At 70.1% G+C, this 16,129-nt stretch carries 14 protein-coding genes; 11 read left to right on the top strand and 3 right to left on the bottom strand.

All coding sequences use genetic code 11. The features are described 5' to 3' along the window. The first annotated feature begins 9 nt into the window (after window positions 1–9). Window positions 10–1,989 carry a threonine--tRNA ligase gene (thrS, locus tag ACZ55A_RS21670; RefSeq protein WP_468842345.1) on the top strand — a complete coding sequence of 660 codons (1,980 nt, stop codon included), beginning with the start codon at window positions 10–12 and terminating at the stop codon, window positions 1,987–1,989. Between the two features lie 58 nt (window positions 1,990–2,047). Here the strand turns inward: thrS and ACZ55A_RS21665 are convergent, their stop codons facing one another. Next, the gene (locus ACZ55A_RS21665; protein ID WP_468842342.1) at window positions 2,048–2,695 is read right to left on the bottom strand and encodes a potassium channel family protein; all 648 of its coding nucleotides are present in this window, start codon (window positions 2,693–2,695) and stop codon (window positions 2,048–2,050) included. Window positions 2,696–2,756: 61 nt separating this feature from the next. Between ACZ55A_RS21665 and ACZ55A_RS21660 the strand changes: the two genes are divergently transcribed. From ACZ55A_RS21660 to ACZ55A_RS21650, 3 genes are all read left to right on the top strand, one after another. Next, window positions 2,757–3,314, top strand: coding sequence for an HIT family protein (locus tag ACZ55A_RS21660; protein ID WP_468842339.1), 558 nt, complete (start codon window positions 2,757–2,759; stop codon window positions 3,312–3,314). A gap of 101 nt (window positions 3,315–3,415) precedes the next feature. Further along, complete coding sequence (locus ACZ55A_RS21655; RefSeq protein ID WP_468842336.1) at window positions 3,416–4,216, top strand: polysaccharide deacetylase family protein; 801 nt, start codon at window positions 3,416–3,418, stop codon at window positions 4,214–4,216. Beyond that, on the top strand, window positions 4,216–5,415 hold the full coding sequence (locus ACZ55A_RS21650) for a YncE family protein (protein ID WP_468842334.1): 1,200 nt from the start codon (window positions 4,216–4,218) through the stop codon (window positions 5,413–5,415). Before ACZ55A_RS21655 ends, ACZ55A_RS21650 begins: the two co-directional genes overlap by 1 nt. Window positions 5,416–5,438: 23 nt before the next feature. Here ACZ55A_RS21650 and ACZ55A_RS21645 read toward each other — a convergent pair whose 3' ends face one another. Beyond that, window positions 5,439–7,115 carry a hypothetical protein gene (locus tag ACZ55A_RS21645; protein ID WP_468842331.1) on the bottom strand — a complete coding sequence of 559 codons (1,677 nt, stop codon included), beginning with the start codon at window positions 7,113–7,115 and terminating at the stop codon, window positions 5,439–5,441. Between the two features lie 173 nt (window positions 7,116–7,288). Continuing rightward, window positions 7,289–9,487: an elongation factor G-like protein EF-G2 gene (locus tag ACZ55A_RS21640; RefSeq protein WP_468842329.1), complete on the bottom strand. Its 2,199-nt coding sequence runs from the start codon at window positions 9,485–9,487 to the stop codon at window positions 7,289–7,291. A gap of 262 nt (window positions 9,488–9,749) precedes the next feature. On the opposite strand from ACZ55A_RS21640, the gene pgsA reads away from it, so the two are divergent. From pgsA to ACZ55A_RS21605, 7 genes are all read left to right on the top strand, one after another. Beyond that, window positions 9,750–10,409 (top strand): phosphatidylinositol phosphate synthase, encoded by a 660-nt coding sequence (gene pgsA, locus ACZ55A_RS21635; protein WP_468842326.1) that lies wholly within the window; start codon window positions 9,750–9,752, stop codon window positions 10,407–10,409. Next, window positions 10,406–11,350 carry a phosphatidylinositol mannoside acyltransferase gene (locus tag ACZ55A_RS21630; RefSeq protein ID WP_468842323.1) on the top strand — a complete coding sequence of 315 codons (945 nt, stop codon included), beginning with the start codon at window positions 10,406–10,408 and terminating at the stop codon, window positions 11,348–11,350. The genes pgsA and ACZ55A_RS21630 overlap by 4 nt, the downstream gene beginning before the upstream one ends. Continuing rightward, complete coding sequence (locus ACZ55A_RS21625; protein ID WP_468842320.1) at window positions 11,347–12,480, top strand: glycosyltransferase family 4 protein; 1,134 nt, start codon at window positions 11,347–11,349, stop codon at window positions 12,478–12,480. The genes ACZ55A_RS21630 and ACZ55A_RS21625 overlap by 4 nt, the downstream gene beginning before the upstream one ends. Window positions 12,481–12,963: 483 nt before the next feature. Further along, window positions 12,964–13,503 (top strand): LemA family protein, encoded by a 540-nt coding sequence (locus tag ACZ55A_RS21620; RefSeq protein ID WP_468842317.1) that lies wholly within the window; start codon window positions 12,964–12,966, stop codon window positions 13,501–13,503. Window positions 13,504–13,621: 118 nt separating this feature from the next. Continuing rightward, window positions 13,622–14,533 carry a pyridoxal 5'-phosphate synthase lyase subunit PdxS gene (pdxS, locus tag ACZ55A_RS21615; RefSeq protein WP_046928996.1) on the top strand — a complete coding sequence of 304 codons (912 nt, stop codon included), beginning with the start codon at window positions 13,622–13,624 and terminating at the stop codon, window positions 14,531–14,533. A gap of 8 nt (window positions 14,534–14,541) precedes the next feature. Next, entirely contained in the window at window positions 14,542–15,135 is a 594-nt protein-coding gene (gene pdxT, locus ACZ55A_RS21610; protein ID WP_468842315.1) for a pyridoxal 5'-phosphate synthase glutaminase subunit PdxT, read from the top strand. 73 nt (window positions 15,136–15,208) lie between these two features. Further along, complete coding sequence (locus tag ACZ55A_RS21605) at window positions 15,209–15,961, top strand: YebC/PmpR family DNA-binding transcriptional regulator (protein ID WP_030415315.1); 753 nt, start codon at window positions 15,209–15,211, stop codon at window positions 15,959–15,961. Window positions 15,962–16,129: the final 168 nt, after the last annotated feature.

The raw sequence follows: 16,129 nt of genomic DNA, 5'->3' as shown, positions 1-16,129 counted from the left end.
GAGAGACCGGTGTCAGACGTCCGTGTGACCATCCAACGCGATTCCGAGCGGGAAGAACGCGTGGTGACCACGGGCACTACGGCCGCCGACCTCTTCCAGGGCGAGCGCAGCGTCGTCGCCGCGCGGGTGGCCGGTGAGCTGAAGGACCTGGCGTACGAGGTCGCCGACGGCGACGCGGTCGAGGCCGTGGAGATCACCTCCGAGGACGGTCTGAACATCCTGCGGCACTCCACCGCGCATGTGATGGCGCAGGCCGTGCAGGAGCTGTTCCCGGAGGCGAAGCTCGGCATCGGCCCGCCGATCAAGGACGGCTTCTACTACGACTTCGACGTCGAGACCCCCTTCCACCCGGACGATCTCAAGCGCATCGAGAAGAAGATGCAGGAGATCCAGAAGCGCGGGCAGAAGTTCTCCCGCCGTCCGGTCAGCGACGACGCCGCGCGCGAGGAGCTGGCGGACGAGCCGTACAAGCTGGAGCTGATCGGCCTCAAGGGCTCCGCCGCGGACGCCGCCGAGGGTGCCTCCGCCGAGGTCGGCGCCGGTGAGCTGACCATCTACGACAACCTCGACGCCAAGACCGGCGAGCTGTGCTGGAAGGACCTCTGCCGCGGTCCGCACCTGCCCAGCACCCGGGCGATCCCCGCGTTCAAGCTGATGCGTTCGGCCGCCGCGTACTGGCGCGGCAGCGAGAAGAACAAGCAGCTCCAGCGGATCTACGGCACCGCCTGGCCGACCAAGGACGAGCTCAAGGCACATCTGGAGTTCCTCGCCGAGGCCGAGAAGCGCGACCACCGCAAGCTCGGTGCCGAGCTGGACCTCTTCTCCATCCCGGAGATCCTCGGCTCGGGCCTGGCCGTCTTCCACCCCAAGGGCGGCGTCGTCCGCAAGGTGATGGAGGACTACGCCCGCCGGCGGCACGAGGAGGCCGGCTACGAGTTCGTCAACACCCCGCACATCTCCAAGCAGAAGCTCTTCGAGGTCTCGGGCCACCTCCCGAGCTACGCGGACGCGATGTTCCCGCCGGTGCAGTTCGAGGGCCAGGACTACCGCCTCAAGGCGATGAACTGCCCGATGCACAACCTGATCTTCCAGGCGCGCGGCCGCTCGTACCGTGAACTGCCGCTGCGGCTCTTCGAGTTCGGCACGGTCTACCGCTACGAGAAGTCCGGTGTGGTGCACGGCCTCACCCGCGCCCGCGGCTTCACCCAGGACGACTCGCACATCTACTGCACCAAGGAGCAGATGCATGACGAGCTGGACTCGCTGCTGACCTTCGTGCTGGACCTGCTGCGCGACTACGGCCTGAGCGACTTCTACCTGGAGCTGTCCACCCGCGACGAGTCCGAGAAGTTCATCGGCGAGCCCGAGGAGTGGGCGGAGGCCACCGAGACGCTGCGCCAGGCCGCCGAGAAGCAGGGCCTTGAGCTGGTCATGGACCCGGGCGGCGCCGCGTACTACGGCCCCAAGATCTCCGTGCAGGCCAAGGACGCGATCGGCCGTACCTGGCAGATGTCGACCATCCAGGTCGACTTCCAGCAGCCCAAGCGCTTCGAGCTGGAGTACACCTCGGCGGACGGCACCAAGCAGCGCCCGGTCATGATCCACCGCGCGCTGTTCGGCTCGATCGAGCGGTTCTTCGCGGTGCTGCTGGAGCACTACGCGGGCGCCTTCCCGGCGTGGCTGGCGCCGGTGCAGGCGACCTGCATCCCGATCGGTGACGCCCACGTCCCGTACCTGGAGGAGTTCGCCGCGCAGGCGAAGGCCAAGGGGCTGCGGATCGAGGTGGACTCGTCGTCGGACCGGATGCAGAAGAAGATCAGGAACGCGCAGAAGTCCAAGGTGCCGTTCATGGTTCTCGCCGGTGACGAGGACATGGCGGCGGACGCGGTCTCCTTCCGTTACCGCGACGGTTCGCAGGAGAACGGCATCCCGCGCGACGAGGCGATCGCCAAGATCCTGGATGTCGTGGAGCGCCGCGTCGAGGTGTGACCCCGGCGCGTTCGGTGAGCGTGCGGCCCCGGAGAGCGACCCGCTCTCCGGGGCCTTCTCATGCCTCGCCGTCCTGGCGGAAGCGCCGCATCAGCCAGGACGAGAACGAGCCCACCACCGCTCCGACCAGGCCGACGCCCATGAACATCAGGGCCACCCCGGCCACCCGGCCGCGTGCGGTGACCGGGGTGGCGTCGCCGTAGCCGGTGGTGGTCAGGGTGGAGGCGGCCCACCACACCGCGTCGCCGAAAGTGCGGATGTTGGCGTGCGGGGCGTAGCGCTCGTCGTGGTAGACGGCCAGGCTGGCGGCGAAGCCCAGGAGCAGTGTGGTCAGGCCGGTGTAGGCCATCACCCGGCCCTCCAGCGACAGCCGGGGCTGGGCCCGGCGGCGCTGCATCCGTTCGTGCAGGTCGACGATCCGCAGCGGCCGCAGCAGGGGCAGGACGGTCACGATCAGATCCAGCCAGCGGGTGCGTACGAAGCGCCGCCGGTCGTCGCTGAGCAGCAGCCGGGCCAGATATTCGAGGACGAAGAAGCCCCAGGTCACGAAGGTGACGAGCGCCCAGAACGTGTGCCAGCCGGGGGAGAGGTCCGGCACCAGGACCCGGACCGTGTAGGAGGTCAGATAGAGCAGCGAGGCGAGGAGGAGGTACGGCTCGGCGTGCCGCTCCCACCGCCACAGCTGCTGTTGCCTGTCCACCGGCACAGCATCGCCGAGCGGGCCGCGGTCTCCGCCCCAACGACACGCTGCCAATGGGCGAAGCCATATGCTGGCCCGTATGACAAGCGAGCCGGAGCAGCAGATCGGAGTCGGGACGCAGGACGCCTTTCAGCGCCTGTGGACGCCCCACCGGATGGCTTACATCCAGGGCGAGAACAAGCCCACCGGTCCGGGGGCCGACGACGGCTGTCCGTTCTGCACCATCCCCGAGAAGTCGGACGAGGACGGCCTCGTGATCGCACGCGGGGAGCGGGTCTATGCGGTGCTGAATCTGTACCCGTACAACGGCGGCCACCTCATGGTCGTACCGTTCCGGCACGTGGCGGACTACACCGAGCTGGACGGTCGGGAGACCCTGGAGCTGGCCGAGTTCACCAAGCGGGCGATGACCGCGCTGCGCACCGCCTCCGGGGCGCACGGCTTCAACATCGGGATGAACCAGGGCACGGTCGCAGGCGCCGGTATCGCGGCCCATCTCCACCAGCATGTCGTCCCGCGCTGGGGCGGTGACACCAACTTCATGCCGGTGGTCGGCCACACCAAGGTGCTGCCCCAACTCCTCGCCGACACCCGGACGATGCTCGCCGCCGCCTGGCCGCAGTAGCCGCCGTCCGCGGTCGCCCGGGGCGGGGTCCGAGACGACACGCACCCGGGCGAATCGGATAGATCGCCCTAATTCGGATTAGTTGCCTCTCTAATGGGGTGGTGACTTCCCTGGATCGTCGCTCCGTGCTGCGCGCGGCCGCCTCGGCCGCGGCCACCGGTGCGCTGGTGGCGGGCTGCGACCCGGGCCGGGACGCGGAATCCGGCACCGTACGGTCGCCCGGCGGTCCGCGGCCCAGCGGAGCGGACCGGACCCCGCCCGCACGGCCGCACGCCGCCCGGCCGCCCACCAGGGCGCCCGGCCTGCCCGTACAGATCGACCACGGCCCACGGGACGGCCACGCGGTCGCGCTGACCTTCCACGGCGCGGGCGACCCCCGACTGGCGATTGCCCTGCTGGACGAGGCCGAGCGGGCCGGTGCCAGGCTCACCGTGCTCGCCGTCGGCGACTGGCTCGACGAGCAGCCCGCGATGGCCCGCCGGATCCTCGACGGCGGCCATGAGCTGGGCAATCACACCCTGCACCACCGCAATGTCTGCGCCCTGCCGGCCGCCGAGGCGTACGCCGAGATCACCGGGTGCGCCGACCGGCTGCGCGCCCTCACCGGGACCATCGGCAGCTGGTTCCGCCCCTCGCAGACCCGGCGGGCCACGGACCTGGTGGCCGGGCTGGCCCGTAAGGCCGGCTATCCGCACATCCTGTCCTACGACGTGGACTCCCTCGACGCGACCGATCCCGGCGCCCCGGCCGTCCGGCGCACGGTCCTGGACGCGGTCGGTCCGGGCTCGGTCGTGAGCCTCCACCTCGGGCACGCCGGCACGGTGGCCGCGCTGCCCCCGATCCTCGACGGCCTCCGCCGGCGCGGTCTGCGCGCGGTGACGACAACGGAGCTAGTGACCTGATGGCTGACCGGAACCGTACCCACGACCGTAAGAGGCCCCGCGCCCACCGGGCCGCGCTGATCGTCCTGGCCTGCGCGCTGGCGGCGGCGGGCTGCGGTGGCGGGGAGAGCAAGCCCGCCGCGCCGAGCCCGCGGCCGGTCGAGCGTGCACCGGTCCAGGCCGCCAAGCCGGGCCTGCCCGGAATGCCGCCGCTGATCGACGAGCACGACCTGTACGCGGCGGACCGCCCCGGCAAGCTCGTACCGCAGGTCAAGGGCTACCCGTCGCGGATCTATGTGCCCAACACCGGCTCCGACACGGTCAGCGTGATCGACCCGAAGACGTACAAGGTCATCGAGACCCTCCCGGTCGGTGTGCAGCCGCAGCACGTCGTACCGTCCTGGGACCTGAAGACGCTGTGGGTCAACAACAACCGGGGGCACGATCTCACCCCGATCGATCCCGCCACCGGCAAGGCCGGCAAGCCGGTCAAGGTCCACGACCCCTACAACCTGTACTTCACGCCCAACGGCAGGTACGCGGTCGTGATGGCCTCGATGGACCGGCAGCTGGTCTTCCGCGACCCGCACACCATGGAGGTCCGCAAGACCCTCCCGGTCGGCTGCGCCGGCGTCAACCACGCCGATTTCTCCCCGGACGGCCGGTACTTCATCGTCTCCTGTGAGTTCTCCGGTGAGCTGCTGAAGGTCGACACCGAGAAGATGGAGGTCATCGGCCAGGAGAAGCTGCCGTTCGACGGGGCGATGCCGCAGGACGTGAAGATCTCCCCGGACGGCGGGACCTGGTACATCGCCGACATGATGGCCGACGGCATCTGGGTCATGAACGGCGACCGGTTCGACCGGCCCCGGCTCATGCCGACCGGCAAGGGCGCCCACGGCCTCTACGTCAGCCGGGACTCGCGGTACCTGTACATCACCAACCGCGGTGAAGGCTCCATCTCGCTGCTCGACTTCAAGACCGGCAAGCTCACCGGCAAATGGCACATCCGCGGCGGCGGCAGCCCCGACATGGGCGGCCTGTCCACCGACGGCAAGGTCCTGTGGCTCTCCGGCCGCTACAACTCGGAGGTCTACGCCCTGGACACCCGTACCGGCAAGACCCTCGCCAAGATCCCGGTCGGCCAGGGCCCGCACGGCCTCGCGGTCTACCCGCAGCCCGGCCGGTACTCCTTGGGGCACACGGGCATCTTCCGTTAGGCCGACGCCCGTTGCCCCCCGGCTTATGCGTTGTACTCGTCGGCCTTCTGCGGCTCCACGCCCTGGATCATGCCGCTGAGCACCAGCGAGCGGTTGGTGAAGCGCTCGGTGTCCACGCCGTTGTCCTTGAGGACGCTCATCGCGGCGGCGTGGACCGTACGCAGCACCGGGGTCGCGGCGCGCAGCGCGTCATCGGCCATGAAGCGGTGGCGCCAGGGCTTGTCGGCCCAGACGTGCCGCAGGCCGAACGGCTCGGGGAGGGTCAGCTTGCCGCCGAGGAAGTCCAGTACCGGCGGGAACCACGTCAGCGGGGCGCGCGCGGCGAGCCGGACCACTTCCTGCGCCTCGATCAGCGGGAGTTGCTGGGTCCTGGTCTCCCAGAACTTGACGACCTTGGCGACTTCCTTGGTCTTGGGCTCCGGCTTGGTCGTGAACAGGCCGTTGACCGGGCCCAGGGCGTGGCCGGTGACCTCGATGCGCAGGGTCTCGTGCAGCACGGTGACGGTGATCATCAGGGTGATCACCAACTGGCCGTCCCACAGGACGAACTGCACGCCGAGGTAGTGCCGGTTGCCGCTGCCGAACTGCTGCTCGTTGCAGATCCGCTCTATCTCGTGCCCGCGGATCTGGTACGCCTCCACATGCGTGCCCTCGGGGCGGGTCACCGCGGCGGCCTTCTCGCCGACCGGGGAGACGATCCAGTGGCGTACGGAGGGGGTGGGGAAGCCGCCGGTGTGCAGCGGGCTGCGTTCCAGCAGGCGCAGCCGGTCGTGGATCACCCGGATCACGTCCCAGCTGCGGAACGGGTTGATCTCGGTGCCTTCCTTGGCGGGCGTGAGCTCCTCGGCGAGCTGCCAGCTGCCCCAGCGGGTGCCCATGCCGAGTATGCCCTTGGGCCCGGCGTAGAAGACCACGTTGCTGCTCTGCTCGGCGGAGATTTTGGCGAGATTCTGCCGCAGGGTCTCGGCGGCGATCTGGTTCGGGTCCTGGGGCACCGCCTCGGGGATCTTCGCGGCCACCCCGCCGCCCTCCAGCAGGCCCTTCCAGGACTCCCGCATGGCCACCGCGGTCCGCTCGCAGATCTGCTTGGCCAGCCACCAGCCGACCACCGGGGCGACGATCATGGCGCGGCCGTACATCGGCCAGAAGCCGCTCATCGGCAGCTTGATCATGAAGAACAGGGCGAGCCCGCCGAGCACCGTCAGCAGCACCGCGCCCAGCAGCGACAGGCTCTTGCCGTCGCTCTTGGAGAGCATCTTGCGCAGCTGGAACGCGCCCAGCCACAGCAGCACCCCGGGCAGGAACAGCAGCCCGAACACCACCATCAGCAGCGTCAGTTTGATGTCCCGCTGCTTGCGGATGCGGGTGGCCGACAGACAGTGCTCGACGATGGTCTGCGGTTCGGTCCCGAACGACTGGATGAGCGCGGCGCGGCCGCCGCCGAGCATCCGCACCTGGACGGCGCGCGAGAACGCCTCGCCGAGGTTGGGCGCGAACAGCGACAGCTTGGGCTTCTTGATCTCGGACTTGCCGGAGTCGGAGTCCGCCTTGGAGATGTCGGCGAGCGGGCTGTCCCGGTAGGCGGCCGAGGCCAGGGCCTGGGTCGCCGCCGTCTGCCCCGCGCTCCCCGAGAGCGGCACCTGCGCCCCAGGGCTGAAGTCAAAGCCGTCTGCCACTACCGCCCCCCACACCATGCGCATCCGATGATGCGGCTCTTCCCGACTTCCACCGACGGCACACCTGCTGAGCGCCTGTGACCTCGTACGCTGCCGCGGAACGTCGGTTCCACGACAGGCCTCTCAGCGTACAGCCGCCGTCCAGCCCAAGGGAGTTGAGCCGGACAGCGGCCGTAAAGCGACTGACGGGGTGTCGGCTATCCGCCGTTCTCCGCCTCCTGGCGCACCTTTGCGGCGAGCTGCGGCGGCATCGGCTCATGCCGCAGGTAGACGCGCGAGAACCGTCCGCTGCCGTGCGAAAGGGAACGCAGATCGATCGCGTACCGGCCGATCTCGATCTCGGGCACCTCGGCGCGTACGACCGTGCGGCCCGCGCCCGACTGTTCGGTCCCCACGACCCGGCCGCGGCGGCCCGACAGATCGCTCATCACCGGGCCGACGAATTCGTCCGGAACCATCACACTGACCTCGCAGACCGGTTCGAGCAGCTCGATCCGGACGTCGGCGGCCGCCTCCCGCAGCGCCAGCGCGCCGGCCGTCTGGAACGCGGCGTCCGACGAGTCGACCGAGTGCGCCTTGCCGTCCAGCAGCGTGACGCGGATGTCGACGAGCGGATGCCCGGCGGCGACCCCGCGCGCGGCCTGGGCGCGTACGCCCTTCTCCACGGACGGGATGAACTGGCGGGGCACCGCGCCGCCGACGACCTTGTCCACGAACTCGATGCCGGAGCCGCCGGGCAGCGGTTCGACCTCGATCTCGCAGATCGCGAACTGGCCGTGCCCGCCCGACTGTTTGACATGGCGGCCGCGGCCTGCGGCGGCCTCGCCGAAGGTCTCCCGCAGCGACACCTTGTGCGCGACGGTGTCCACCTGGACGCCGTACCGGGTGCGCAGCCGTTCCAGCGCCACATCGACATGGGCCTCGCCCAGACACCACAGGACCACCTGATGGGTGTCCTGATTGTGCTCCAGCCGCATCGTCGGATCCTCCGCCACCAGGCGGGCCAGGCCCTGCGAGAGCTTGTCCTCGTCGGCCTTGCTGTGCGCCTGGATGGCGACCGGCAGCAGCGGGTCGGGCATCGACCACGGCTCCATCAGGAGCGGGGCGTCCTTGTCGGAGAGGGTGTCGCCGGTCTCCGCGCGGGACAGCTTGCCCACGCACGCCAGATCCCCGGCGATGGCCTGCGGCAGCGGGCGCTGCTGTTTGCCGAACGGGGTGGACAGCGCGCCGACCCGCTCGTCGACGTCATGGTCCTCGTGCCCGCGGTCCTGAAGGCCGTGGCCCGAGACATGCACCGTCTCGTCCGGCCGCAGGGTTCCCGAGAACATCCGCACCAGCGAGATCCGGCCGACGTACGGGTCGGAGGAGGTCTTGACCACCTCGGCCGCCAGCGGGCCGTCGGGATCGCAGCTGAGGGCGGGCCGCGGGGCGCCGTCCGGGCTGGTCACCTCGGGTGCCTCACGCTCCGCCGGGGTCGGGAAACCGCCGGTGATCAGCTCCAGCAGCTCCACGGTGCCCAGCCCCTGCTTGGCGCCGTCCGTGGCCGGGGCGGCGGCCAGTACGGGGTGGAAGGTGCCGCGCGCGACCGCCGTCTCCAGGTCCCCGATGAGGGTCTTGATGTCGATCTCCTCGCCGCCGAGGTAGCGGTCCATCAGGGACTCGTCCTCGCTCTCGGCGATGATCGCCTCGATGAGGCGGCCGCGGGCCTCCTCGATCAGCGGCAGCTCCTCGCCGGTGGGCTCGCGCTCGGTGCGCTCCCCGGAGGAGTAGTCGTAGACCCGCTGGGAGAGCAGGCCGATCAGGCCGCGGACGGGGGCGTGGCCGTCGGCGCCGGGCGTCCCGTACAGCGGGAGGTAGAGCGGCACCACCGCGTCCGGGTCCTCCCCGCCGAAGGTGGACCGGCACAGGTCGGTCATCTCGCCGAAGTCGGCGCGGGACGCCTCCAGGTGCGTGATGACCAGGGCGCGCGGCATACCGACGGCGGCGCACTCGTCCCAGACCATACGGGTCGCCCCGGCCACGCCGTCGGCCGCAGAGACAACGAAAAGGGCCGCGTCCGCGGCGCGCAGACCGGCCCTGAGTTCTCCGACGAAATCGGCGTATCCGGGGGTGTCCAGGATATTGATCTTGATGCCGCCCCAGTCCACCGGGACCAGGGAGAGCTGTACGGAGCGTTGCTGGCGGTGCTCGATCTCGTCGTAGTCCGACAGACTGCCGCCGTCCTCGACCCGGCCCGCCCGGTTGACCGCGCCGGATGCCAGCGCCAGGGCCTCGACCAGAGTGGTTTTTCCGGATCCGCTGTGGCCGACCAGCACCACGTTCCTCAGGGCCGTGGGCCGGCCGGCCGTTGACGCCCTTCCGGCGGCTCCCGGGTGTGTACTCGACTTCTCGCTCATGTGTCTCGCCTCCAGGTCGACACTTTGCGGTGATTCGAGCTTTCCACCGTGGTCATGATGCGTCCATACATGGCACAGGGAACCGGCGCTCCCAAGGGCTCCCGAGCCCTGTTCGTGCGCCCGGGGGCGCAAGTCGGCGGGCACGGGCCGGGGGATGCACCCCGCGCCGCGATGCGTGAGCGGCGGTCCGCGGCCTCGTGGCTACGATGGGCCAGCCGGTGGCCCCTTGACCTCGCGGCCCGTTTCGACCTCCGGGAAGGCCATGCTGAACAAGTACGCGCGTGCATTCTTCACGCGTGTTCTCACGCCGTTCGCCGCCCTGCTCATCCGTATCGGCGTCAGCCCGGACGCGGTCACCCTCGTCGGCACCGGAGGTGTGGTGGCCGGCGCACTGATCTTCTACCCGCAGGGCGAGTTCTTCTGGGGCACGGTCGTCATCACCCTGTTCGTCTTCTCCGACCTGGTCGACGGCAACATGGCGCGGCAGCTGGGCCGCTCCAGCCGCTGGGGGGCCTTCCTCGACTCCACCCTCGACCGGGTCGCCGACTCGGCGATCTTCGGCGGGCTCGCCCTCTGGTACGCCGGGCACGGCGACAGCCTGGTGCTCTGCGCGATGGCGATCTTCTGCCTGGCCAGCGGCCAGGTGGTCTCGTACACCAAGGCGCGCGGTGAGGCCATCGGGCTGCCGGTGGACGTCAACGGCCTGGTGGAGCGCGCCGAGCGGCTGGTGGTCACGCTGGTGGCCTGCGGTTTGTCGGGTCTGCACACATTCGGGGTACCCGGCGTCGAGGTCCTGCTGCCGATCGCCCTGTGGGTCGTCGGCATCGGGAGCGCCGTCACACTCGGCCAGCGAGTGGTGACGGTACGCCGGGAGTCGGCCGAGGCCGACGCCGCCGTCGCACAAGGGGGGAACAGCGTATGACCGGTCTGATCGACACCGGCAAACTCACCGACGCGCTCTACGGCCTGGGCTGGAGCACCGTCAAGAAGCTGCCCGAAGGCGTCGCCGTACGCCTCGGCCGGCGGATCGCCGACACCGCCTGGAAGCGCCGCGGCAAGGGCATCCGGCGCCTGGAGGCGAACCTCGCCCGGGTGGTCCCGGACGCCTCTCCCGAGCGCCTGGCCGAGCTCTCGCGCGCCGGGATGCGCTCGTACATGCGCTACTGGATGGAGTCCTTCCGGCTGCCCGCCTGGAGCGAGGAGCGGATAAAGACGGCCTTCTCCGCCGAGGACCTGCACCACCTCACGGACGGACTCAAGAGCGACCGCGGCGTCATCCTCGCCCTGCCCCACATGGGCAACTACGACCTCGCCGGCGTCTGGGTCACCACCAAGCTCAACACCCCCTTCACCACCGTCGCCGAGCGCCTCGAACCGGAATCCCTCTACGACCGCTTCGTGGCCTACCGCGAGGGCCTGGGCATGGAGGTGCTGCCGCACACCGGCGGCGCCGCCTTCGGCACCCTCGCCCGGCGGCTGCGGGCCGGCGGCCTGGTCTGCCTGGTCGCCGACCGCGACCTGTCCAGCTCCGGCATCCCCGTCACGTTCTTCGGCGAGGAGACCAAGATGCCCGCCGGCCCCGCGATGCTCGCCCTCCAGACCGGCGCGATGCTGCTGCCGGTCACCCTCTGGTACGACGACACCCCCGTCATGCGCGGCCGCGTCCACGCCGAGATCGAGGCCCCCGAGACCGGCACCCGTACCGAGAAGGCCGCCCGGATGACCCAGGCCCTCGCCGACACCTTCGCCTCCGGCATCGCCGACCACCCCGAGGACTGGCACATGCTGCAACGGCTGTGGCTGGCCGACCTGGAGCCGCGCGCCCAGCACACCGCCGAGGCCCCCGGAACGGAGACCTCGTGAAGATCGGCATCGTCTGCCCGTACGCCTGGGACGTCCCCGGCGGGGTGCAGTTCCACATCCGCGACCTGGCCGACCACCTCATCCGCCTCGGCCACGAGGTCTCCGTGCTGGCCCCCGCCGACGACGACACCCCGCTCCCGCCGTACGTCGTCTCCGCCGGCCGCGCCGTGCCCGTGCCCTACAACGGCTCGGTCGCCCGCCTCAACTTCGGCTTCCTCTCCGCCGCCCGGGTCCGCCGCTGGCTCCAGAACGGCGCCTTCGACGTCATCCACATCCACGAACCGGCCTCGCCCTCCCTGGGCCTGCTCGCCTGCTGGGCTGCCCAGGGCCCCATCGTGGCGACCTTCCACACCTCCAACCCGCGCTCCCGGGCCATGATCGCCGCATACCCGATCCTGCAGCCCGCCCTGGAGAAGATCAGCGCCCGCATCGCCGTCAGCGAGTACGCCCGGCGCACCCTCGTCGAACACCTCGGCGGCGACGCCGTGGTCATCCCCAACGGCGTGGACGTCGACTTCTTCGCCCGCGCCGAACCCAACCCCGCCTGGCAGGGCAGGACCATCGGCTTCATCGGCCGCATCGACGAACCCCGCAAGGGCCTGCCGGTCCTCATGCAGGCACTGCCCAAGATCCTCGCCGAGGTACCCGACGCCCGGCTCCTCGTCGCCGGCCGCGGCGACGAGGAGGAGGCGGTCGCGGACCTCCCCGCCGAACTGCGCTCCCGGGTCGAATTCCTCGGCATGGTCAGCGACGAGGACAAGGCCCGCCTGCTGCGCAGCGTCGACGTCTACGTCGCCCCCAATACGGGCGGTGAGTCCTTCGGCATCATCCTGGTGGAGGCGATGTCGGCCGGCGCCCCCGTACTGGCCAGCGACCTGGACGCCTTCGCCCAGGTCCTCGACCAGGGCGAAGCCGGCGAACTCTTCACCAACGAGGACGCGGACGCCCTCGCCACCGCCGCGGTACGCCTCCTCGGCGACCCCGACCGCCTCACCGAACTGCGCGCACGCGGCACCCGCCACGTCCGCCGCTTCGACTGGTCGACGGTCGGCGCCGACATCCTCGCCGTGTACGAAACGGTGACGGCGGGGGCGGCGTCTGTGGCCACGGACGAACGGGTGCGCCGGTAGGCGGGCTTCCCACGTTGTCGGCTGGCCCGCCGTGCGTGTTCTCGCCGTGGCGCCTGCGGCGGGCCAGGTGGTTGTTGGGTGCGGTGACGGACCTCCGGGGCCTTGTTTGTGGACTGCTTCGCTTTACGTCCACAAACAAGGCCCCTCCGGCCCGTCCCCTCCCGTGGGTGGGGAGGGGAAAGGCCGGTGGGGGCGGGCGTTGACGTCCAATGGCCGCAGATCCTTGGTCCACTGGGCGCGCCTGACCACTCACCTGCACCCCCACCGGTCTTCCTTCCACCCACCCACGGGAGGTGATGGGCCGGAGGGGCAGGGTTTCCGGACGTAAAGCGAAGCAGTCCGGAAACCCTGCCCGGAGGGCCGTCACCGGCACACGAACAGCCCCGCGCAGCGGCACCGCCCGCCGCAGGCGCAACGGCGACGAACACCCGCGGCGGGAAAGCCGAAAACGTGGGGGCGGACGCGCGGGTAGTGTGCGCTCGCGTGACGTTCATCTGGATCGCCGTCGCGATCGTCCTCATCGGTATCTACCTCAGCTGGACCGCCGGCCGGCTGGACCGTCTGCACGCGCGTATCGACGCGGCCCGGGCGGCGCTCGATGCTCAGCTTCTGCGGCGGGCGTCCGTCGCGCAGGAGGTGGGGACGTCGGGCATCCTGGATCCCGCCGCCTCGATCGTGCTCTACCAGGCCGCGCACGAGGCCCGGCAGGCCGAGGAGGACCACCGTGAGGTCGCCGAGAGCGAGCTGAGCCAGGCGCTGCGGGCCATCTTTGCCGAGGAGGCGCAGCTGGAGGCCGTACGGGAGGCCCCGGGCGGTGAGCAGACGGTCGCCGAGCTCACCGCGGCGGTGCGTCGTGTCCCGATGGCGCGCCGCTTTCACAACGACGCCGTACGGGCGGCGCGGGCGGTGCGCCGCCACCGGGTGGTGCGCTACTTGCGGCTCGCCGGCCATGCGCCGTTCCCGCTGGCCTTCGAGATGGACGATGAGCCGCCGGCCGTCCTGGACGACCGGTCGGGGAACTGACACCAGGGTGGCCCCTCGCGCAACGAGCCACCGGCCTTGAATTGGCCCTTTTCTCCGGTCGCTCACTAACGGTTGTGTGGTCGCCACGCATAACCACCCGCACTGAGTGAGGTCACACGTGTCCAGCACGCCCACCACGCCCCAGACCCCCGAGACCGGAACCGCGCGCGTCAAGCGCGGAATGGCCGAGCAGCTCAAGGGCGGCGTGATCATGGACGTCGTCACGCCGGAAGAGGCGAAGATCGCCGAGGACGCGGGCGCCGTCGCCGTCATGGCCCTGGAGCGGGTCCCCGCCGACATCCGCAAGGACGGCGGCGTGGCCCGTATGTCGGACCCCGACATGATCGACGGCATCATCAACGCCGTCTCCATCCCGGTCATGGCCAAGTCCCGTATCGGTCACTTCGTCGAGGCCCAGGTCCTTCAGTCGCTGGGTGTCGACTACATCGACGAGTCCGAGGTCCTCACCCCGGCCGACGAGGTCAACCACTCCGACAAGTGGGCCTTCACCACCCCCTTCGTCTGTGGTGCCACCAACCTGGGCGAGGCGCTGCGCCGGATCGCCGAGGGCGCCGCCATGATCCGTTCCAAGGGCGAGGCCGGCACCGGCAACGTCGTCGAGGCGGTCCGTCACCTGCGCCAGATCAAGGGCGAGATCGCCAAGCTGCGCGGCTGTGACAACAACGAGCTGTACGCCGCCGCCAAGGAGCTGCGTGCCCCGTTCGAGCTGGTCAAGGAGGTCGCCGAGCTCGGCAAGCTGCCGGTCGTGCTGTTCTCCGCCGGCGGTGTGGCCACTCCGGCCGACGCCGCGCTGATGCGCCAGCTCGGTGCCGAGGGCGTCTTCGTCGGCTCCGGCATCTTCAAGTCGGGTGACCCGGCCAAGCGCGCCGCGGCGATCGTGAAGGCCACCACCTTCTACGACGACCCGAAGGTCATCGCGGATGTCTCCCGCAACCTGGGTGAGGCCATGGTCGGCATCAACTGCGACACCCTCCCCGAGGCCGAGCGCTACGCCAACCGCGGCTGGTAGGACGGCAGATGAGCACCCCCACCATCGGTGTGCTGGCCCTCCAGGGCGACGTCCGTGAGCACGTCAAGGCGCTCACGGACGCCGGTGCCCAGGCGCGGCCGGTGCGCAGGCCCGAGGAGCTGGACGAGGTCGCCGGCCTGGTCATCCCGGGCGGCGAATCCACCACGATGTCCAAACTGGCCATCGTCTTCGGCATGTTGGAGCCGCTGCGCGCGTTCGTCCGCGCGGGCAAGCCGGTCTACGGCACCTGCGCCGGCATGATCATGGTCGCGGACAAGTTGCTGGACGCCAGGGACGACCAGGAGACGTTCGGCGGTATCGACATGATCGTGCGCCGTAACGCCTTCGGGCGGCAGAACGAGTCCTTCGAGGCGGCGATCGACGTCGCCGGCATCCCTGGCGGCCCGGTCGAGGGCGTCTTCATCAGGGCGCCGTGGGTCGAGTCGGTCGGCGGTGAGGTCGAGGTCCTGGCCACGTACGACGGGCACACCGTGGCCGTGCGGCAGGGTAACGTCCTCGCTACGTCCTTCCACCCGGAGCTCACCGGCGACCACCGGGTGCACGCCCTGTTCGTGGACATGGTGCGTGCCTCGGCGGAGTAACACCGGGTGATCCAGCCCCGGTAGGATCGAAGGCGTTCGTTGCAGAAATTGGTTACGCGAAGGAGACAGGCGGATGTCCGGCCACTCTAAATGGGCTACGACGAAGCACAAGAAGGCCGTGATCGATGCCAAGCGCGGCAAGCTCTTCGCGAAGCTGATCAAGAACATCGAGGTCGCGGCCCGCACGGGCGGCGCCGACCCGGACGGCAACCCGACCCTCTTCGACGCCATCCAGAAGGCCAAGAAGTCGTCGGTGCCGAACAAGAACATCGACTCCGCGGTCAAGCGCGGCGCGGGCCTGGAGGCCGGCGGCGCGGACTACGAGACCATCATGTACGAGGGTTACGGCCCGAACGGTGTCGCGGTGCTCATCGAGTGCCTCACCGACAACCGCAACCGTGCCGCCTCGGACGTCCGTGTCGCCATGACCCGCAACGGCGGTTCGATGGCCGACCCGGGCTCGGTGTCGTACCTGTTCAACCGCAAGGGCGTGGTGATCGTCCCCAAGGGTGAGCTGACCGAGGACGACGTTCTGGGCGCGGTGCTGGACGCGGGCGCTGAGGAGGTCAACGACCTCGGTGAGTCCTTCGAGGTGCTGAGCGAGGCCACCGACCTGGTCGCGGTCCGTACCGCTCTCCAGGAGGCCGGTATCGACTACGACTCCGCCGACGCCAACTTCGTCCCGACCATGCAGGTCGAGCTGGAGGAAGAGGGCGCGCGCAAGATCTTCAAGCTGATCGACGCGCTGGAGGACAGCGACGACGTGCAGAACGTCTTCGCCAACTTCGATGTGCCGGACGATGTGATGGCCAAGGTCGACGCCTGAGGCGGGCCCAACACGGCTGACTCTTACGGGCCGACGGGGAACGGACACACCCCCGTCGGCCCGTCGCGTTGTCAGTGCCACCGGATACTGTGCTGAGCAGGGGATCTTCCGTCCCCCCATGGGGGAACGGCGGGCCGAAACGGTACGGCATGCGGCATGAGGGGAGGG

The sequence above is a fragment of the Streptomyces sp. NPDC034111 genome (assembly GCF_055575375.1).
This window is presented reverse-complemented; position numbering and strand designations above follow the sequence as displayed.

Coding starts and splice junctions, on each gene's coding strand:
- ACZ55A_RS21660 (WP_468842339.1), top strand. CDS start 2,757: ATGCTGGCCCGTATGACAAGCGAGCCGGAGCAGCAGATCGGAGTCGGG.
- ACZ55A_RS21650 (WP_468842334.1), top strand. CDS start 4,216: ATGGCTGACCGGAACCGTACCCACGACCGTAAGAGGCCCCGCGCCCAC.
- ACZ55A_RS21645 (WP_468842331.1), bottom strand. CDS start 7,115: ATGCGCATGGTGTGGGGGGCGGTAGTGGCAGACGGCTTTGACTTCAGC.
- ACZ55A_RS21640 (WP_468842329.1), bottom strand. CDS start 9,487: ATGAGCGAGAAGTCGAGTACACACCCGGGAGCCGCCGGAAGGGCGTCA.
- pgsA (WP_468842326.1), top strand. CDS start 9,750: ATGCTGAACAAGTACGCGCGTGCATTCTTCACGCGTGTTCTCACGCCG.
- ACZ55A_RS21630 (WP_468842323.1), top strand. CDS start 10,406: ATGACCGGTCTGATCGACACCGGCAAACTCACCGACGCGCTCTACGGC.
- pdxT (WP_468842315.1), top strand. CDS start 14,542: ATGAGCACCCCCACCATCGGTGTGCTGGCCCTCCAGGGCGACGTCCGT.
- ACZ55A_RS21605 (WP_030415315.1), top strand. CDS start 15,209: ATGTCCGGCCACTCTAAATGGGCTACGACGAAGCACAAGAAGGCCGTG.